15 protein-coding genes are annotated in these 21,396 nt (G+C 33.7%); 6 read left to right on the top strand and 9 right to left on the bottom strand.

The features are described 5' to 3' along the window. The first annotated feature begins 5 nt into the window (after positions 1-5). The 5 genes from KMW28_RS27625 to KMW28_RS27605 all read left to right on the top strand — a co-directional run bounded on the left by KMW28_RS27625 (position 6) and on the right by KMW28_RS27605 (position 6,966). A complete protein-coding gene (locus KMW28_RS27625) occupies positions 6-2,036 on the top strand; it encodes a glycoside hydrolase family 127 protein (protein ID WP_169665581.1) in 2,031 nt (676 codons plus the stop codon). An 84-nt stretch (positions 2,037-2,120) separates the two neighbouring features. Continuing rightward, positions 2,121-3,170, top strand: a complete 1,050-nt coding sequence (locus tag KMW28_RS27620) for an L-rhamnose/proton symporter RhaT (protein WP_169665579.1) — start codon at positions 2,121-2,123, stop codon at positions 3,168-3,170. A 15-nt stretch (positions 3,171-3,185) separates the two neighbouring features. Further along, positions 3,186-4,334: a mandelate racemase/muconate lactonizing enzyme family protein gene (locus tag KMW28_RS27615; protein ID WP_169665577.1), complete on the top strand. Its 1,149-nt coding sequence runs from the start codon at positions 3,186-3,188 to the stop codon at positions 4,332-4,334. After that, positions 4,303-5,766, top strand: a complete 1,464-nt coding sequence (locus tag KMW28_RS27610; protein ID WP_169665575.1) for an aldehyde dehydrogenase family protein — start codon at positions 4,303-4,305, stop codon at positions 5,764-5,766. Before KMW28_RS27615 ends, KMW28_RS27610 begins: the two co-directional genes overlap by 32 nt. Positions 5,767-5,967: 201 nt before the next feature. Continuing rightward, positions 5,968-6,966 (top strand): 2-dehydro-3-deoxygalactonokinase, encoded by a 999-nt coding sequence (locus tag KMW28_RS27605; RefSeq protein ID WP_169665573.1) that lies wholly within the window; start codon positions 5,968-5,970, stop codon positions 6,964-6,966. A 69-nt stretch (positions 6,967-7,035) separates the two neighbouring features. Here KMW28_RS27605 and KMW28_RS27600 read toward each other — a convergent pair whose 3' ends face one another. Continuing rightward, the gene (locus KMW28_RS27600; RefSeq protein WP_169665571.1) at positions 7,036-8,106 is read right to left on the bottom strand and encodes an alkene reductase; all 1,071 of its coding nucleotides are present in this window, start codon (positions 8,104-8,106) and stop codon (positions 7,036-7,038) included. Positions 8,107-8,319: 213 nt separating this feature from the next. Between KMW28_RS27600 and KMW28_RS27595 the strand changes: the two genes are divergently transcribed. Beyond that, positions 8,320-9,039 carry a DUF481 domain-containing protein gene (locus tag KMW28_RS27595; protein WP_169665569.1) on the top strand — a complete coding sequence of 240 codons (720 nt, stop codon included), beginning with the start codon at positions 8,320-8,322 and terminating at the stop codon, positions 9,037-9,039. A gap of 70 nt (positions 9,040-9,109) precedes the next feature. Here KMW28_RS27595 and KMW28_RS27590 read toward each other — a convergent pair whose 3' ends face one another. The 8 genes from KMW28_RS27590 to KMW28_RS27555 form a co-directional block, all read right to left on the bottom strand. After that, positions 9,110-12,967: a T9SS type A sorting domain-containing protein gene (locus KMW28_RS27590; protein WP_169665566.1), complete on the bottom strand. Its 3,858-nt coding sequence runs from the start codon at positions 12,965-12,967 to the stop codon at positions 9,110-9,112. A 251-nt stretch (positions 12,968-13,218) separates the two neighbouring features. Further along, the gene (locus tag KMW28_RS27585) at positions 13,219-14,751 is read right to left on the bottom strand and encodes a sulfatase family protein (protein ID WP_169665564.1); all 1,533 of its coding nucleotides are present in this window, start codon (positions 14,749-14,751) and stop codon (positions 13,219-13,221) included. A gap of 114 nt (positions 14,752-14,865) precedes the next feature. Next, complete coding sequence (locus KMW28_RS27580; RefSeq protein ID WP_169665562.1) at positions 14,866-15,291, bottom strand: energy transducer TonB; 426 nt, start codon at positions 15,289-15,291, stop codon at positions 14,866-14,868. A 4-nt stretch (positions 15,292-15,295) separates the two neighbouring features. Continuing rightward, on the bottom strand, positions 15,296-16,531 hold the full coding sequence (locus tag KMW28_RS27575; protein ID WP_169665560.1) for a DUF3999 family protein: 1,236 nt from the start codon (positions 16,529-16,531) through the stop codon (positions 15,296-15,298). Next, entirely contained in the window at positions 16,515-18,854 is a 2,340-nt protein-coding gene (locus tag KMW28_RS27570; RefSeq protein ID WP_169665558.1) for a DUF2339 domain-containing protein, read from the bottom strand. Before KMW28_RS27570 ends, KMW28_RS27575 begins: the two co-directional genes overlap by 17 nt. A 194-nt stretch (positions 18,855-19,048) precedes the next feature. Continuing rightward, the gene (locus tag KMW28_RS27565) at positions 19,049-19,975 is read right to left on the bottom strand and encodes an SDR family NAD(P)-dependent oxidoreductase (protein ID WP_169665556.1); all 927 of its coding nucleotides are present in this window, start codon (positions 19,973-19,975) and stop codon (positions 19,049-19,051) included. A gap of 8 nt (positions 19,976-19,983) precedes the next feature. Next, positions 19,984-20,385 (bottom strand): DUF4345 domain-containing protein, encoded by a 402-nt coding sequence (locus KMW28_RS27560; RefSeq protein ID WP_169665554.1) that lies wholly within the window; start codon positions 20,383-20,385, stop codon positions 19,984-19,986. An 83-nt stretch (positions 20,386-20,468) separates the two neighbouring features. Continuing rightward, on the bottom strand, positions 20,469-21,296 hold the full coding sequence (locus KMW28_RS27555; protein WP_169665552.1) for a helix-turn-helix domain-containing protein: 828 nt from the start codon (positions 21,294-21,296) through the stop codon (positions 20,469-20,471). Positions 21,297-21,396 lie beyond the last annotated feature (100 nt).

Here is a 21,396-nt window from a genome sequence, read left to right as displayed (position 1 = left end):
ATCAAATGAAAAAATTATTAGTTTTGGCATGTGCGGCAATGATGTCGAATATGTCACTAGCACAAGAAAAGGGAATTTTAGGACAAGGTGAGACACCTCACGTACATCTAAAATCAATTAATATAGGCGACTGTAAGTGGACTGAAGGATTTTGGGCAGATAAATTTCATACTGCAGAGCATTCTATGGTTCCATATATGGGAGAGGTGCTTACTGGTGAAGTAGGACATGCGCTAAACAACTTTAAAATTGCTGCGGGTTTAAAAGAAGGTAAGCATAAGGGTATGCATTGGCATGACGGTGACTTCTACAAGTGGATGGAAGCAGCGATGTATGTGTATGCTCAAAATGGAGATAAAAAGTTGCTTGAAGAAATTGATGGTTACGTCGATATTATTGCTAAAGCACAAGAAGAGGATGGTTATTTACAAACTCAAGTTCAACTAAGAAGCAATGTTGATAGATATGAAAACCGTAAGTACCATGAGATGTATAATACGGGTCACTTATTGACATCTGCTTGTATTCATCATAGAATTACTGGTCAGGATAACTTCTTAAACATTGCTATCAAGCATGCTGACTTATTATATAAAACATTCAATACTGATGATCCTAGATATGGTCGTTTTGGTTTTAACCAAACACAAATTATGGGTCTAGTTGAAATGTACAGAACTACAGGAGATAAAAAATATCTTGATTTAGCAGAAAGATTTATCAACAATAGAGGTAAATATAAAGTAGAAGAAACTCCTGAAACGAAAGGTTACCCAATTGGTGATATGGTACAAGAAAGAGTGCCATTAAGAGAAGCTGATGAAGCAGTAGGACACGCAGTTTTAGCATTGTATTATTATGCAGGTGCTGCTGATGTAGCTGCTGAAACAGGTGAAAAAGCTTTAGTAGATGCTTTAGATCGTTTATGGGAGAACGTTACGGATAAGAAAATGTACGTAACAGGTGCAGTAGGTCAAGCCCACTATGGTGCTTCGACAAACAGAGATAAAATTGAAGAAGGTTTTATTGATGCTTACATGATGCCAAACATGACAGCTTACAATGAAACGTGTGCGAATGTATGTAACTCGATGTTCTCTTACAGAATGTTAGGTTTACACGGTGAGTCGAAGTATGCTGATATTATGGAGTTGGTATTATATAACTCAGGTTTGTCTGGTATTTCAATTGAAGGTAAAGATTACTTCTACTCTAATCCTTTGAGAATGGTTCAAGGATCAAGAGATTATTCTAAGCACAATACAGAAACTCCTCACAGAGAGCCCTATTTAGAGTGCTTCTGCTGTCCTCCAAACATTGTAAGAACTGTAGCAAAATCAGCGAACTGGGCTTACAGCTTATCAAATGATGGTATCGCAGTAAACATGTATGGTGGTAACAGATTGGAAACGAAGTTGGAAGATGGTTCTGACATCATCTTAAATCAAGTAACAAATTACCCATGGGAAGGAGCAGTAAATATTACTGTAGAAAAAGCGAAGAAAAAGCCATTTGATATGATGCTTCGTATTCCTGATTGGGCACACGGTACTACTGTAAAAGTAAATGGTGAAGCTGTTGAATCAGAAGTAGTAGCAGGTAAATTTACTACTGTAAATAGAAAGTGGAAGAAAGGTGATATCATCACTATTGATATGCCAATGGACGTGAAATTGGTAGAGGCCAATCCATTAGTGGAAGAAGCTAGAAACCAAGTTGCAGTAAGAAGAGGGCCAATTGTATACTGTGTTGAAACTCCAGATCTACCTGAAGGATCAAAAATTCTTGATGTGTACATCAAAGGCGGTGCTCCTCTAAAAGTAAATTATGAAAAGGATTTCTTAGGTGGTGTGGCTACTATAGAAGCACCAATCCTAATCAGAAAAGATCAATCGATCGAAGCGAGTATGTATTCTACAGTATCTAAACCTGAGTTTACAGAATCGACGATCAAAATGGTTCCATATTTCTCTTGGTCAAACAGAGGAGAGTCAGAAATGACAGTCTTCATGCCAGTGATTTGGAATAACTTATAATCTAGTAGGGACGTTGCATCGCAACGTCCTTTCTTAGGTATTAAAAAAAATTCTCATCTGAGTAGAGCGAATAAATAAACAACAATGAATACTTTAGCTATTGTCTTAATCTTATGTGCCAGTTTTTTTCAAGGCACGTTTGGATTAGGTATGAAACATATCGCTCCCCTTAAGTGGGAGAACTGGTGGATCGTTCATGCAACGGTTGCTATGATTGCTTTCCCAATGATCTGGTCTTACATCGCAGTACCAGAAACATATACAATTATCTCTGAGACAGCTACTAATGTCTTATTTATGGCGATGTTATTTGGTTTCCTTTGGGGAATCGGTGGAATTCTCTTCGGTGTTTCAGTGGAATACACTGGAGTGAGTATCACATATGGAATCGTGATGGGCTTAGCGGCTTCGGTAGGCTCTTTGATTCCGATGTTCCAGATGGATGAGCTACCTGCTAATTTCAATATTGTATTGGTAGGTGTTGCTTTCTTACTAGTCGGCGTTGGTATAACAGCAATTGCTGGTGTGAAAAGAGATCAAGTTCAGAATGCAGCTGAGGAGGAAGAAGTAGAAGAAGATGGTGATGTAATGGTTGCAGCTCCTCCAAAGACAGCTCCTAAAAAATCGATTAAAACAGGTGTTGCTATTGCCGTGACAAGTGGTGTGCTTTCCGCATTATTGAATGTAGGATTCTCGAATGCTTTACCAGTAGCTGAATTAGCTACAACGAAATACGGTGTTAATCCAACAGACGCTAGTTTGGTAGCATGGGTAGTGGTACTTATTGGTGCTTACATTATGAATGCAGGTTTTGCTTTATTCAAAATGGTCTCCAATAAATCGTTTGGTGAGTTTAACGTTGCAGGTAGTAAAAAGGCATACTTCTGGTCCATTGCAGCTGGTTTATTCTGGTTTGCAGCCTTAGGTGTTTATGGTCAAGGTGCCGCAGCTATGGGCGATTTAGGTCCTGTAGTAGGATGGCCAATGATGCTTGGTATCTCATTGATTGTTAGTAATGTTTGGGGTTACCGTTCTGGTGAGTGGAAAAATGCTAGCGGACCTTTTAAAATTTTATTGGGTGGTTTGGCAGTATTGATATTTGCGATTTGTGTGTTGGGGTATGCGAATGCCTAGAAAAAACGATTAAAAATGAAAATAATAGATATTCAACCCTATGTATTGTCACAAGATCTGGAAATACCGTTTTTCTTTTCCCAGTGGCACTACGCATCTCGTAAGATCTGTTTAGTGAAAATTACGCTAGAAGACGGAACTTATGGATGGGGAGAAGGTTATGGACCTGCGGACATGATCAAGCAGGGGATAGAGTTTTTCAAACCTTTCGTATTAGGCGAGAATGTTTTGGAAAACGAAAAAATTTGGCAAGTGATGTACTTAAGATCACTTGATTTTGGTAGAAGCGGCATCTTTAACGCGGCTATCTCAGCCATCGATTTAGCCATCTGGGATTGTAAAGGGAAGGTGTTGAACCAACCTGTATCAGTGCTTTTAGGAGGTGTGAAAAATCCAATCATCAATCCATATGCTACAGGTTTCTATTTTACAGATTCTCCAACCTTGGATGATGATCTAAGAAAAGAAGCTGAATTCTACAAAAGAAGTGGCTTTAAAGCAGCGAAAATGAAAGTAGGATTGGGTCTTGAAAAGGACTTGCACTATGTTCATTTATTAAAAGAAGCTTTAGGTGATGATGTTCGTTTGATGATTGATTCTAACCATGCTTACAATTATAGAGAAGCATTGGAATTGGCGAAAAAGATTGAGCATCTGAATATTGGCTGGTTCGAAGAACCTGTTCACCCAGAAGATTATAATGGTTACAAAAAGCTGAAAGAAAACACAACTATTCCTATTGCTGGTGGTGAGTGTGAATATCATAAACACGGTTTCAAACGACTGTTTGAGAACGATTGCGTAGATATTGCACAACCTGATATTGCAGCAACAGGTGGTCTGACAGAAGCAAAACGTATTGCTGCTTTAGCTTCAGCTTACCATAAGGATATTGTTCCTCACTCTTGGGGTACTTGGATTGCCATAAGTGCAGCGGTGCATTTTGTGGGTAATCTAGATAAAAACCCAGGTAGAATGTATATGGACGCTCCAATGATTGAATTGGATCGTACAGAAAATCCATTAAGAGACGATGTTACTATCCCTAGTATCGAAGTGATTAATGGTGAAATTAAAGTACCTAATACTCCAGGTTTAGGTGTAGATGTTAACGAAGAATTCCTAGAAAAATATGCAATCGACAGTAGAAAAGAGTTTGCTTAAATTCGGAAGCAAAAAACTATATATCGACGGTGAGTTCGTAGATGGCTCCAACCGTGAAACATCAATGGCATTATGTCCTCATGATAATCAACCGATCTGTGAAATCGCTCAAGCAACAAAAGAAGACACATTACGTGCTTTGGATGCTGCAGAAGCGGGTTTCAAAGTTTGGTCGAATACTCCCTTAGAGGAGCGTTTAGAAAAAGTACTTCAACTTCGTGAAAAAATGTTGGAGAACGGAGATCGTCTGAGAGAAGCTGTATGTCATGAAATGGGTAAAACATGGGAGGCTTCTGGAGAAGACCTTCAAAGTATTACTGATTCATTAGAGTTTTACGCTCACGAAATGCGTATCAAAGAGAATTTCTCTATTGAGGATCGTGCAGGTACTCACTCTCATAGAATGGTGTATCAACCATTAGGTGTGGTTGCTGCATTCTTAGCTTGGAACTTCCCATTATTAAACCTTGGTTTTAAGTTGGGTCCAGCTTTAGTTACAGGATGTTCTATTGTTATCAAAGCATCAGAAACATCAACCATTTCCTCATTAATTATAGCAGAACTAGCGCACGAAGTAGGTTTCCCTAAAGGGGTGATCACGGTACTTTGTGGCGATCGTAAAAATGTAGGTATTCCTTTATGTGAGAGTACGATACCAAGACTAATCACTATGATTGGTTCTACATTCACGGCACAAAAACTAATCGAACAATCTGTTAAGACTTCCATCAAAAGATACTCAATGGAATGTGGTGGTAATGCTCCATTCATTCTATTTAATGATGGTAATATGGAAGATGCTTTAGGCATCACTAATGCCATTAAGTTTGGAGGAAACGCAGGTCAAGTTTGTGTAGCACCAAACAGATTCTTCATTCAGGAAGGAGTGTATGATGAGTTCATCACTAAACTTACCGATAGTGCGAAAACTACGAAATTAGGTTTCTTCCAAGAAGAAGGTATCAATATGGGACCTTTAGCCAATCAAGCACAAGTTAAATCTGTACAACATTTTGTTGATGAGTGTGTGAGAGAGGGTGGTAAAATCCTAGCAGGTGGACATAAGATCGAAGGAGAAGGAAATTACTTCGCTCCAACTGTGATCGAAATGGAGAATAGACAAGCTGACATTTTGCAGCATGAGGTCTTCGGTCCTGTTTGTGTGATCATGAAATTCAATGTTTTGGAGGAAGTGATTGAACTATCAAATGATTCTACTGCTGGTTTAGCTTCTTATGTTTTCACAGAAGACGAAGAGCTGTTGGAAACAGTTGCTATGGCTTTGGAATTTGGAGAAGTTCAACAAAACGGTGTGAAATACGATATCAACTTGCCTCACTTAGGAGTGAAGAATAGTGGTATTAGTATGGACTGTTCGAAGTTTGCTTTGGATGACTATTTGGTACTAAAGCGTATCTCTAGAAAATTATAAAAAAGATAATGTGGTTTTATAAGAGGGGTTTCAACCCCTCTTTAGAGAATGATAATAAAGTATGTTTCAAGTAAGAAATAAGTTCTTGCAACACACTAGAAATCAACTAATATCCTTAACGATAGGTTTCAACCTATCGCTACACAGTAGATATACGAACCACATTCATTTATCACTGACATTTCAAGTAAATAACAGTAGATGAAACAGCCAAAACATTTTGTAAGTTGTGATTGGGGGACCTCCAATTTCCGTGTTCGATTAATAGATTTCAATTCTCTTGAAGTCATAAAAGAACATAAAACAGAAATGGGAGTGAAGAAGCTGTATCAATCTTTTCTATCAGAAGGGAAGGCTGATCGACAAGCTTATTTCTCGGAGTATCTTCTTTCACAACTTCAACAAATAGTTGATATAAATCAGGAGCTCACCATTGTTGCTTGTGGTATGATTACCTCTACAATGGGAATGATTGATATGGAGTATGCTACTATGCCTATTAGCGATAAAGTAGATACGTTAAATATCAAACATCTTGATTTAAATGATCATATTGATCTGATTCTAATTTCAGGAGTAAAAACAACAAATGATGTCATGAGAGGAGAGGAGGTTCAAGCCATTGGACTGATGAAATACCTTAAGAATGATTGTTATTTGTTATTACCTGGAACACATAGTAAACATTTAAAATTTGAAGGAGGATCTTATAATTCTTTTCAAACTTTTATGACGGGTGAATTATTCGAAATAATTTCTCAGCATTCTATTTTAAAAGAATTTTTGATGTCCTCAAAAATGAATGAGGAAAGTGAAAAAGCATTTTTAGAAGGAGTAAGAAAAGGTAGTAAAGGAGAACTATTAGGATCCTTATTTGGAATTAGAGCACAGTGGGTGGCTCAAGCTCAAAGTCTTCAAGAAGAAGGTAAATCAAAAGGAAAAGATACAGAAATGTATCAATCTAATTTTTACTTCTTAAGTGGTTTACTTTTAGGAAATGAACTTTCTTACCTGCAAAACCAAAGTGTAGAAGTGGTTATGGCTGCTTCAGGAGTTTTATCAGGTTTATATCAAATAGCTTTGAAGGAACTTAAAGTGGAAGGTTTTACAAGTCTAAGCGGAGAAGTTCTAGAAAAAGCAATGATTCATGGTCAAAAGATGGTGTTGGAACAACATTTTGACCAACTACAGATAATTTGATCAATTTCTAAGTGTTTGTGTGACAATATTATAAATGAAAAAGGCCATCTAATGATGGCCTTTAGCTTTTTATGCAGTTGGATAATCGGTATATCCTTTCTCTCCAGGAGTGTAGAAAGTATCAAAATCTGGAGCAGCTAAATCAATATTTTCTTCAAGTCGATGAACGAGATCGGGGTTAGCAATAAAAGGGCGACCAAAAGCTACTAAGTCACCTTCATTGGCTTCCAAAACGATTTCTGCTTTTCTTTTTGTCATATCCCCGCTTGAGATATATGTATTCTTAAATTGATTTCGAATTTCATCTTTTATACTAGCAGGAACCTCAGGAGCACCCATTCCAGAATGATCAACAACGTGAATATAAGTAAGACCTAAATCATTTAAGCCTTTAACTAATGCCTCATATTGAGCCTCTAACTCATCAAAAGGTCCTTGATCATTGAAAACACCATAAGGCGAAACTCTAATACCTACTTTATCACTTCCAATAGCATCTGTAACACCTTTGGCAACTTCTAGAATAAAGCGATTACGATTTTCTATAGATCCACCGTATTCATCCCTTCTTTGATTCGAATGAGGCGTTAAGAATTGTTCCATCAAGTAGCCGTTTGCACTGTGTAGTTCAACACCATCCATTCCACTTTTGATCGCATTCTTAGCTGCATCTACATATTCTTGAATGGCTGTTTTAATATCTTCTGTTGACATTTCTTGGGGAACAGGATAGGCTTGCATACCTTCAGCGTCTGTCCACATTTCTCCGCTTAATTGAATGGCTGATGGCGCGACAACTTTCGTTCCTGATCCCATATTCGCAGGATGAGAAGCTCTCCCAGTATGCATAATTTGCATAAAGATTTTACCACCATTATCATGTACCGCTTTGGTAACTTTAGCCCAACCCTCTATTTGCGCTTGATTCCATATCCCAGGAATTCTAGGATAACCACATCCATTAGGAGAGGGAGCGGTTCCTTCTGTAATAATAAGTCCAGCACTAGCTCTTTGACCATAATATTCTGCCATCAAGTCGCCAGGAATATTATCAATTGCTCTTGATCGAGTCATGGGTGCCATCACTACTTTGTTGGCTAATGAAGTAGCACCTAGTTGGTAGCTTTCGAATAGTTTCATTTTTTGATTAAGGGTGTTATTATTGTTTAAACAAATATTGTGATGTGAATGTAATAATATTCTATTGAATCACCTAACCTTTCTTAAAAGTTTTCTATCAAAAAATTGTTTAATCTAAATATCTTCTTTACTATTGTATGTACAATAGTTGTAAAAACGAATATATTTTTTTAATCCAATTATTGTATGTACAATAATAATATATCAAACATTATGAAAACGCTACTCTTTTCTACTTTGCTTCTTATCAGCACCTATGTCTTTAGTCAAGAAATTGATACTTTAAAATGGGATAATAGAATTTCTTTAATTGGTCGACATCAATCAGGTAATCTAAGTCAATACAGTATTATGCCCACTTGGAGATCGACTCTGCATAATTCTAAGATCAACGCAGTTCTTGATATAAATTATCAATATATAAAAGTAGAGGAATTTGAAGTGGTAGACGATTTTTGGGTGAGCGGAATGTTACAATATGGACATCAGCAAAAGGTATATCCAATAGTGTATGGTTTAAATGGTTTTGCACAATCGTATCATATTGATAAATCTTCTTTTTTAGGAGGAGGTATGGGTTGGAATATTTTAAAACAAAAGCCGAATAGCTACTTGCAACTACATGTGATGGCGGGTTATTTGAATTTCCAATTTACAGAAACACCTCTCCATGAAGCTTTTAGTTGGAGTGGTTTAATTCGTGCTAAATTTCCGATATCAAAGATGTTTCAATTAGAGTGGGAGGTACTCACTTACCAATCGATGAAAGACACGGAATATATGGGTTTTGGTAATTTGTTGGTTTTCAATTTTATGGTGAATAAATGGCTAGGACTTAATGTAAGACATCAGATTTATTACAATCATAAAGAGGTACCGCTTACGGAGAATTTAAATTCGATAGCTTATTTTGGGTTGAATGTAAATTTATGAGTTTAGCTAAATAGAAAAAGGCTACCTTCTGAAATAAGAAGATAGCCTTAATTTAAATTAACTTGTACAATTAATTTTTTATCACTTTGAAAGATTTATCTCTCATTTTTATAAAATATAGACCCTTTGGAAGCCTACTTAGATCAATATTTTCTTTTAATTTATTCAAGAATAGTGTTTTATAAACTCTTCCGTGAATATTAATAATTTCAATCTTCTGTCCAAGTACATTTGTTTCAATAGTAATGTTATCATAAGTTGGATTTGGATAGATAGATAAGTTAGTTTTATCTATTTTGGAAGATAATATGCCTGTGGCAATTACTTCTATACTAGAAGATTCAGTGATTCTTTCCAATAAAAATTCACTTGTTGGAGGCAAGGTGTCTCCATTAACAACAATGTTTAAAATTTCCTCTCCCTCACCAACATCAAATGTAAACAATTGATCAAATCCATACATGATATCAGGATTACTTGGAGTAATTCTACAATTTCCAGAAACTTTGGTATTTACACGTACAAGTTTAGCAGTTGCTTCACCTGTATATTCAGTATCTTTAGTAATTACAAATTCGTTATAACCAAGCTTAACACTTTCTCCATTACGATATAGTTCACTAACATCATGATGTTCTTGTTCTTCAACAATAAACCTAAAATCCGTGTATTTATAATATTTACCAAATCCAATATCAGGTTTAATAGAATAAAAATCGGAGGTCAATTCGACAAGTTCAGCTTTTAAAACAGGTTTATTATAAAAGTTTGTGAATTCCTTGGTATTCATCACATATAATGAATCAAATTGCCAGTTATTAAAATTTGAAGGGTCAGTAAACTCTTCCTCTGTTAATACTGTAACTCCTTCACTTTCTTGAGTATAATCATTCTCTTGAGTTTGGTAATAATTATCATAATATTTATTGGAATGATCAGCTTTTGAACTAGAAATTCCACCTGCACGAGGATTATCAATTTCAGAAATATTTACTATACCAACAGAATAACATCGTGATATTATATTGCTAAACATGTCTAATCCTACAATACCACCAGCAGTATTTTTTCCAGTAACATTAACATCAGAGTAACTATTTTTTACATAACCATCTTGAAGAAAACCAACAAATCCGCCAACTTGATATCCTTCAGCTTTAATGTCTCCTGTAATTGAACAATTGATAATTTTTGAATGATAAATATATTTTAATAAATATGATAAACCAACAGCTCTACCTGCAATTCCTCCCACATATGAATTTCCTGTAATATCAACATTTCTAAGATTAAGATTATATACTTTTCCACCAGCTAAAAAACTGAATAGCCCAACTTCATCTTCCTCTGGTCTATTGATATATAGATTTTTAATATAATGTCCTTGACCATTAAATTTTCCATAGAATTTTTTAATTGGAGTAAAACCTTTGCCTTCATTCCAATGTCTTGTATCATAAGCATCAATATCTGCTATAAGGTTAAAACATAAAGTCTGTAAATGAGGTATTTCAGAAATAATCTTTAGTTGAGCTAAATTATCAATTTCTAAGGGTGAAAAAGGAGTACCCTTTCCTCCTGCAAAAAATGTGTAATCAATATCGAAATGAGCTGATACAATGTTATCGGTAGATCCATCTATTATAAATTCATATACATCATCTCTACCTACATTCTCACCATGATGTTCCCAATGAGAGAAAACAAATCCTTCTTTAAATTCTGGAATAGAAAGTCTTACAGTATCTCCTAAGTTATAACCCCCAATACCAATTTCTTTAACTGATAAGTTTGGATAAGGATAAGTGGCTATTTTTATATTGTTGTCAAAAAGTTGATTTATAAGATATAGTCTTGATTCTTCACTGAAAGAATTATTCTTACCAATAGCCCAATCTTTATCAAAATCAAAACTTGGAAAATTTTCTTGAATTCCCATAAACTCATCATCTCTATAATAAGAATTATCTTTGATTACATTTTCATTCACATTATTATATGTTGATGACCAATAGGAATTTTCAATATTTGAGTTTTCCGCTTCCTCACTAACAAAACCACCAATATTAGTTTGTTCGATAGATTGATCTTTAAGTGTTATTGTAGAATATGAAATACAATTATTTATATTGTTTTCATTAGTGTAAGTAAATCCACTTGAATTATTAGTTGCGTTAATATTTATAATTGCAATACTATTATCAATTGCCCCATTATTAACATAAGCAAACCCTGCTAAATGTTCAATTCCACTCATCGTTCCAAATGCACTACAATTTGAAATCACACCTTGGTTATCATAAGTAAAAAAGCCAATATTGGAATCCCCGTCTATAGTACCATCTATATGAACATTTTCTATAACGGCACCAGTAATTATTTTATTAATTAAAATACTTTGATTCTTTTCTGCGTTTATTAGTGTAACATTTTTTAGTGTTAGATTTTTTATAAACTTTGAAAGAGTTCCAATAAAACTATTTCCATTTAGTTTTAAATTTGAAATTGTATATCCTCTACCATCTAATCCAGCTAGTGCTTCAATTTGTAAAAAACCTTGGTTGTAAGTGAGTTCATCTATATTAGAAGCATCAATGTCATTTGTTAGTGCAAAAAAATTGGACCTTAATTTACTATCTGAGTCGATTTGTTGAAGTTGTTTTAAAGTACTGACTAAATAAGGATTAAATTCGCTACCGTCTCCACCATCAAAATGCATAACATTTTCTTTATTTACGAATAGTGATCTTATTATATTAGTTCTATCTGCAGTAAATGTGTAAGGGACATTATAATTTATATTATTAATTTGAACTGATGTTATTTTCATACCAATATTTGGAATAGGGTCAATAGTTACCTCATCTCCAAATTTATAATATTTCTTTACCTCATTTACTAAGAAATTACTATTGTAACGAGAAAGATCTACTACAAATGGCTTTAAAAATTCATTGGGATATGGAAAACTATTATTAGAAATTTCACTAAAAATGCCTAATTCATTTTCTTTTAAAAATGACTCGTCAAAACTTTCTTGTTTTGAGAAATCAGAGGTTGAAAGATTTATTACATCATCTAAACCCGAGTTGATACCTGATTTTTCAAAATCATTGTAACAAAATAAAAAGTTGTCTTTCGTTTTACTTGTAATAAGTTTTGCTTGATCTTGTGTTGAGGTGATAAGTCCAGTATTTATAACATTAATTATTTTTCTGAAATTATACTGAGTATTAGTAAAATTAGATAAAAATGCGGTAACATTAGTTTCACCGGAAACGGAACCGTGATTCTGACTGTTTCTTATATAATGATTAATTGAACTAGAATAGAGCCTTAATTCACCTATTAAACCTGAAACGATGTCTTTACCCTTAACATTTGCAAAATTGATAACATTAGAAAATTTAATATAATTAGTGCGTCCTATAATACCACCAACAACGTTATTTCCTTGGATATCACCGTCAATAAAAATATTCAAACATATAGCATCTTGACTAGAAGAAGAAATTAGTCCACCTACAGTATTACTACCTTTAACTGTAAGGTTTTTTAAGCTAAGGTTGGTAATGTAAGTATTAATTGTATTTCTAAAAAAACCAACATTATCTTCAGTTTCTCTATTAATAACCAAGTTTGAGATAGTGTAATAACTACCATCGAAATTGATTAAATTTAGTGATAAATCAATAGGCTTAAAACCTTTACCGTTATTCCATGATGATGTTTCAGAAGCATCGATATCATTTAACAAAATGAATTTATAATAACCTTCTTCTTGAAATTCTTCAGAAATCCATCTTAAATGGGAGAGGTTTTCAATTTGGTAAGTTCTGTCTTTAATGGAAGGTTTTTGAGCTGTGGTTTGTGCATAATTAACAAATGAAACACACAAAAATGTGAATAGAAAAAATAGGGTTTTCATGAAAAAAAATGATTAAGTCAAATACACTAAAAAATAGTCAGTTGTCTAGTGCAATTAGTTTGTTTTTAATTCTTTACAACAATAATAAAAAAAAAGTTAATTATTAAAGATATTCACACTTTTTTATTGGGGCATAAATTATTGGTATTTAGGTTAAATAAAATGTTCAATAAATATTTTTTATAAAAATTAAAGGCTGTGATTACTAAATAATGAATGTAATCACAGCCTTTATGTCTTTGAAGTTAGTTTTACATAAACTGATGATACTCTGGATTCACCTTCGCATTCTTAAACTGAGGCTTTTCTTTCCAAAGGTCATAAGTAGCTTTTAACTGCTGAGGATCTTCTGGATATTGCCCTTTATCATCTGTTTCTTTCACCCATTTTTCTAAGACAGTTCTATGCTCAATCAAAGCATTTTTAAACTTAGTGTTTTGAGCCAAGTTATTGATTTGGAATGGATCTTTTTCCATATTATAAAGTTCTTCTTCAGGACGTTCTCCAAACCAAAATGCATCTTGATAAGGCGTTAGTTTTCCTTCTGCATGTAGTTTACGCATATCTTTTACCACACCCTGACGATCTCTATAACTAGGTTGCATAAGTGGTCGATCTGTAAAATAATTTCTGATGTATCTGTATTTATCAGATCTTACGGTACGAATTCTATCGATAGTGAAATCACAACGATCTCTTGCACCAATCACATATTCTCTTTCTTTATGATCTTTTGAGAACAAATCCTGACCATCAAAATATGCTGGAATTTGGATGCCACCCATGGCTAAAGTGGTAGCAGAAACATCTAGCAGAGAAACCATATCTTTTCTTCGAACACCTGATTTTAGATAAGGATGATTACCCTGAATAACTAAAGGAACATGTACGCCTTCTTCGTAACAGAATTGTTTATGACGTAAAGAAGTGTTACTTCCATGATCCGAAAAGAAGAAGACAATTGTATTTTCAAGCTCACCATCTTTTTCTAAAAGATCTAAGATTTGTTGCACTTTAATATCAGTCGTTCTGATATTGTTGTAATGTTTCACCCATGCTTTTTTCTGACTCTCCACTTCAGGGAAATAAGGAGGAAGTGGTACATCATCCAACCCTAAAATAGCATCTTTTGCCAAGAGTTTTGTCTTCTGTTCTTTACCACCTTTTAGTTCAATTTGTCCGAACCAAGGTTGATCCTTATCTTTTCTTGCGTTCCAAGTATCTTCTGTAAACGACAAGCGATGTTCAGCAACATTACCCTGCCATCCATTCATACCAGCAACATAATCACTTTTCGTCCCTACACTAAAGAACGATCTTCTATCGTAGTGAAAATTATAGTCGTCTTTTCCGCTATTAAAAGTGAAATATCCCGCAGCTCTCATCATTTCAGGAACACTTTTCTGAATATAATCAGGCAGGTGGATTCTTAAGTTTTCGGGAACAACTTCACCTTCTGTAGTTCTATTGCTTCTATGATTATGTACTCCAATTGTTGTTTGCATTTTTCCAGTCATCATTGCTGATCTTGATGCTGAACAGACCGGAGCAGTGGCGTAAGCTCTTTCAAATAAAACACCATTTGATGCCATACCATCTATAGTTGGCGTATGATCTTTATTTACTGAATCCCCATAACAACCAATATAAGGAGATAGGTCTTCTACAAAAATCCATAAGATGTTTGGTTGTTTTGTTTTAGTATCTTTTGCTATCTGGTTTGATGAATTACAGCTTATTAGTAATACAATAAAGAAGCTAAAAAAAATGCTTTGTAATTTCATTTCATTTTTGATAATGTTCAACAATTTATGCTACAAATAAAAAGTACATAAGTAGAACATTGATTGCTTATCATTCAATTTTTGTATGTATGCGTTCATTACTACAAAAATGTATCAATTAATACGAACTGTATAGCAAAGTTTACTTTTTATCTTTTTGTTGACAATAATAGCGGGTATAAAATCGGTTTTCATAAGTCGAAAAGCATTTATAGCTAAACTATCAGCATCAGCATTTAATCCTTTAATTACATAAGGGTCTTCTATTTTTCCACTTTCAGTTACCGTAAAACAGATATGAACTTTTCCTTTTTTATTCTCAGGGAAATTATCTGGTTTTATTTCTTCAACTCTTTGTTGTAATGAATTAAAAAAACTTTCTAAACCACAAACAGGTTGAGCAGGAATTTCATAAGGGTGATAAAACATACTATCATATTCTTTTTCTGCTATATCGTCTTCATCGATGAGTGGATCGTTTTCTTGACCGAACGATATAAATGAAAAAGAACAGAGGAGTAGTATCCATAAAGATTTCATAGGGTTATAAACTTTCCGATTTCAACATCTTCACAGCAAAACCTCCTAAAACAACTACCATTACACCCATAATTGCCCAAAGCCATATTTCATTTTCAAACAAAGCTTCTTCCTTTACTTTGTCAATTTTTTTAATTTCTTCTTGTTGACCCATTTCCAAAGTAGAAATATTTTCGGGAATATTCTTCTTAAAATGTTTAATGTCGTAATCCGGGGCATACACATTTTTGCCACCATAAACCACCCAATAATTAGCCTCTTCTATAAATCGAGTAGTAAGGTGATAATGATGTCCAGATGCTTTTACTGAAGAAAACTGTATAGGTTGATTCTGCTTATTATAAATGATTATTTTTAATTTTTGAAGGGTAGTACTTTTAAAATTAACTTCATTTTTTTCAACAGAATTAAAGGTATAACCTTTTAGAGTTTTGTAATTATACTTCCAGCCTTTTTCGGTCTTTACACTATCCGATAAATATTTGATAGTGGCATATCGATAGAAGTCAAAGTCCTCTTCGAAATTAAAAGAGAGGTGGTTAATTCTAACCTTTTTGCCAAAATCAATACTAACTTCTGTAGTCCTGTCTTTTTTATGATCGATCACATTATAATTCGCAATTGGAAACGTTTTGATATCACCTTCTTCAATTATTTTTCTATTGATCTTGGCCGATGTTAAAGTTGGATCTTCATCTGTTTTAATACTTAATCTGAAATAAGGGTAGTGGGCATCTTTAAATTTTATGTCTGTAAACTTATATTCCATCTGATCATTCTTGATGGATAACAGGCGATAGTCCTCCACCACTGTAAACCATTTTTTCTGATCTTGACTCGCCTCTAATTTTACCTTCCAATCGAAATTCTCTAATCCAAAATCCAATTTGATTTGGTTGATGGCTTCTTTGTCCTTCAATAAGAAAGTATAATAGTATCGATTTGTATCATGTGTATCATTAATACGTTTGAAGTCAACTTTCTTGATGATTTCCTTTTTAGGTTGGAAACTTAGGATATATGGAGCAACCACTGTATCGTTTTCAGAAGTTATCCCAAATACTCTGATATCGGAAAGTTTTTGATTTGTCTGCCCAATGATATCATCCGTCAGCTCAATTTTATGCCATTGGTCTTGGATACCATTTAATTTATTCTTGTAATTAAACTGATCAATTTTTTGTGCAAAGACAGAAAAACTGATAAATGATAAGACGATTAAATTAGTTAGAAACTTCATCAGTAATTTTGTGTTTGAATTTGTTGTACAAGAATGAAATGATAAGTAATAGTATTCCTAATGAGACAAAAACGATGGTTTTGGCAATCGTATTCAGATGTATGATATCATAGAAGAAGAGTTTTAATAAGGTGATACCAAATAAGAAAATCGCTCCAAGTCTTAGGTATTTCACGTTTTTACCAATACCCAAACTAATCATAAATAAAGAATACAATCCCCAAAGAATACTTAATCCAAGTTTGTACGATTGGGTGGATTCTGCTAGATCCATCCAATGAATTAATTCGCTGCTCAATATCCATAAGACAACAAAATGAAAAATTCCATTCCCGATTAGACGAATTTTATCACTGTAATAATTTTGTTGAACTAGCTTGTATCCTGCATACAATGTAGCGCCTAAGAAAACGAAAGAAATGTATCGTATTACAATATTAAAAATTGATATAATAAAATACTCAGATTCATCTCTAAGGATATAATTTTCTCTCAAATCACTGATCAATAATAATCCGTTGATTAAGAAGGAGAGTAAAGTAAATCCTATAAGTCCTAATGAAATATTTGAAAGTTTTTTATCCTTGATCTTATATACATTTATAAGACTCAATACTGTGACAAAAATGAAGGTGTAAATGTACGACCAAACTCCTCCTAATGTGCTAATATTATAGTTGTAAATTTTAGGATTATAAGCATTTTCTTCTCCAATTTGATCTATAGCGGTAGACTCAAATAAATGATTGAAATGATAATCAATTTCTAAATAGAAAGTAAAGTAAAGCACAAATAAAAATGCCCCACTAATTACATTCTTAACCACAGTATGTAAGAAGGAAGATTCTTTTAAAGTGGTTTTATATGTTGATTTCATCATCAAATAGACCATGAAACCAAAGGCTCCAACAAAGAACAGATTGGTAAAGAAATGAATATTAAAGATTTGAGTGAAATCAGCATTATATCTATAATATGATCCTTCCCAATCACTTACCAAACTAATAAATGACAATAGAATAAGTGGATGTGAAAACCTTTCCAGGTAAGAAATCTGCATTTTTCGACCCAACCAGAATAGCAATATAGCTTCACCAATCCAAAATAAAGTAACCCATTCTCCATCTAATTGAATAGGGAAGGTGATAGTCACAAAGATTAAAACCAATCCTGCAATCAGTTTCAATAATGATTTTTCGACATAATTTTTCTTATAAATAAAGAAGGCGACACCTGCATGAATTAGTGCATTAAACAGCGTAAATACACCCAAATAATCTGAAGTTGATGGGAATCTATCCAATAGGTTCATGCCAATACCAAAGAAGATAAATGCGTTACTTAATAGTATCGTTATGTTTACTTTCTCTAATTTTTCTTTGTTGATTAACTTATACGCTAAAGAAGTAATGTAGAAAATGACGAAGAAAATAATAAGGAAACTAAAAGCAATGGCAAAACCATCTTTGTTTCGATAGGCAAAAGCAAACCATGAACTATAAATTAAATTGGTTAAAACAAAAGTGGTATAATACAATTGTTTCCATAATTTCTTAAAGGAAATGACCAAAATACCTATATTGATCATGGCAATATAGGAGAACAATATGGCTACATTACCCGTACCAGTGCTTAATAAATAGGGTAGTGCATACGCACCCACTAAGCCGATAATAGCAATCACTTGCTTGTTATAATTTAATGCTGCTAATACTGTGAAAATGGTAAATAAGAGCATCAATGCGAAAGTGAGCATCTGTGGTATGAGATCGTAAAAACTATAGGCGGCAAAAGTAATAAAGTACATGATAGCCATGGCGCCACTCACCAATACCGCACTAAAATTCAGATAGTTTTTCTTTAATTTAATACCAAAACCCATTAGCCCTAACCCCACAAAATAACCTAAGATTATTCTTGTAAGTGGACTAATCAAGTTATTGTCGATAGAATATTTAGCACCTATCGCTACACCAATAATAGTAATTAAAATACCAATTTTATTGATTAGATTTTCACCAATCCAACGTTCAAAGTCGGTTTTCTCTCTAGGCTTTTTGATCGCTTGCTTAATAGGATTAGAACGCACAGGTGCTTTGTTTTCCTTTTCAACATCAAAGTCTTCCACTTCAACCCTTTTAGGTGCTTCTTTTATAATTGGAGTAACTACTTTTTCCTCTTCAGAAGAAGTAGATAAAGATTTTTTCAGAAAATTGATTTCAAATTTCAAATCATTCATTTCCCGATGAAATTCTTGATGTTTCTTAGTTAGCTGCTCTAATTTATATTCGAGCTGATAAATTTTATCTTGGTCGTTAGTCATAAAAAAATTTTGAGTAGTTGATAGAATCTCAATCAAACTCAGCTTTTGATTGATGTCGAACTTACCATATCTATTTGTAAAAAGAATTGTTTGTTCATGTATAATGGTAAGTATTTAGCTAAGATAGTGAAAATTTATTTTTTAATGCGAAAAAGAATGAGGTGCCTTTCAGAGTGAAGACACATCTTTGTTATTTAAGAAGTTAAGAATGTATGAATTGCCTCATCTGCATTTTTTTGATAAAGATGATTATCGAGATCTTTCCAAATTGCACTTTGATCGACAATAGGACCTGTCAATACATTTTTCTTACTAGCATAAAATTTCCCACTTTTCAATTGAGGATTTCCTATCGCATCAACGAAACGTTTAGCACCACTTTCCAATGAGTGCGACATTCCCATTAAAGGCATAATAAATTTCATACCGATATGTTTAATAAATATCTTCTTGATAAAGGATAGATCATCCATTCCTTGTGTGCCTCTTGTGCCTCCCGGACTTACACTCAAGAATTTAATATCAGGGTATTTATTGGCCATAGATGACATCCAAAGCGTACCTCCATATTTTATCCAACCATAAATCTGAAAAGCATCAAAATTGTCCTTAAACTTACTGCCATCAAATACAGAAATAAATTCTTCTCTTGAGGAAGTTTCCAGTTCAGGCCTCAACATTCCCATTTTCTTTATACCTCTAGCGGCCTCCGAACTGGCAAATAAGGCTACATTTTTCAATTTATTGGCTTTGATTAATTCATCGACTAAAGCGACATGTCCCAATAAATTACTCGCGGTTAAAATAGTTACCCCGTCTTTGGTTAATTTTTCGGGAGTTTTACCTCCCGTACCTCCAGCATTCATTATTAAAGCATCCACAGGTTGGGTAATTGTTTTGACAGCATGTTGTACGGAGTACGGATCAGAAACATCCATAATTACTATTTCGAAAAAGTCCTTGCCTGTAGCTGCTTCCAATTCTTTTTTAGCAGCTTCGGCCTTTGATAAATTTCTGCAAGCCAAATAAATTTTTTCAGTTTCCTTTTTCATTGCAAGCTGACGAGCAGTTTCTTTACCAATCCCCGCATTAGCTCCTGTGATTAATATCGTCTTGTTCATGATATGAGTTATTTAGAGAGTTTTAATTTGAATTTTTGAAATAGAATGATTCCGATTGTACCCAACACTAATTCTAAACCAGTGGCTTTTAATAAACTTGCTTCTGGCATGCCATCAAGAAGTATGCTTAGTACTCGACCCAGTCCAATTGATAAAAACAGTAGGGGAGTGATAAGACTAGAAGTGTAGGTGATTTTCTGATTGAATACTCCTGTTAAAGCCACCAAGGCCACTACTAATAGCAATGCACTCATTCCTCTTACATCATTTAAAATGTTGATGTTGTCAGAGATGAAAATACCTGCTGTACTTTTCATTTCAGCTGGAACAATTAAAGTAGAGGCACCGATGAGAGTAAGGAGCAACCCAGAGATAATTAAATAAGATTTTAATACGTTAGACTTTTCCATGTATTTGTTTCGTTTTTGTATGATACAAAGTACAGGAAATCGTTTTCCAAACTTTTTACGGTTCAGCTCAAAAACTTCTCATTTTAGCTCAAGCGATATTTAGAAGGTGATTGTCCAAAAACTTGGGTGAAATTTCTATTAAAAGTAGCCAAGGAATCAAAGCCTACATCAAAAGCAACATCAGAGATTCTCGATTCCGGAGATTGTAACAATTGGGCAGCTTTCTCTATTTTTTTTCGGTTGATATATTTTTTGGGGCTTTCACCATATACTTCAATAAACTTTCTCTTAAAAGAAGAGAGGCTTAAATGACAAAGTAATGCCAATTCGTCTAAGGATAGGTTGGCAAAAAGATTTTGTTGGATAGTGGTTTTAAACTCCACCTCATTTGGTTTAAAAAGTGCAGATAAAAAATCGAGTTGTGAGGGAGCACCTTCAGATTTACTAGCCAATAGAACAAATTCTTTTAATTTCGTTTCTACGATGCTTTCATCAGCAAGTTCGGGATTTTCTAATAAAATATTGATGCTTTCCTTATAGACATTCAACATTTTATCAATCTGTACTTGCTTTACATTATAATTGACTTGATGTTGAGATGTGGATAAGTCAAACTCAAAAAGTTCTTTAACGAGGGAGGGATATAAGAAAATTCCAATGGCTTCAATACCATCATTACAAGCATCTTTATTTTGGGAAGGTTCAAAAAAATAGTTGAGGCACTTCGCCAACATCCCTACATTTTGATTCAGTTTTAGGTAATCGTCTTGCGTTCTAACATTCACTTCCCCTTTATTTAGGAACATAAAACAAGCTTCATCTTCCACATAGCTTTTTAAAGTTCTACTGAAAGAAGGCATCGAGAGCTTCATAAAAACAACTTTCCCTTTATATGTTATAGCTTGATCCATAATTAAAGAATTGAATGATAGATCAAATATCTATACTTTTTAATATTTCTCAATAATATTCATCAAAATGACAATGTTTAAAAATCTTAATTTTTTAAGA

It is taken from the genome of Flammeovirga yaeyamensis (assembly GCF_018736045.1).
GTDB classification, from domain to species: Bacteria; Bacteroidota; Bacteroidia; order Cytophagales; family Flammeovirgaceae; genus Flammeovirga; species Flammeovirga yaeyamensis.
This window is presented reverse-complemented; position numbering and strand designations above follow the sequence as displayed.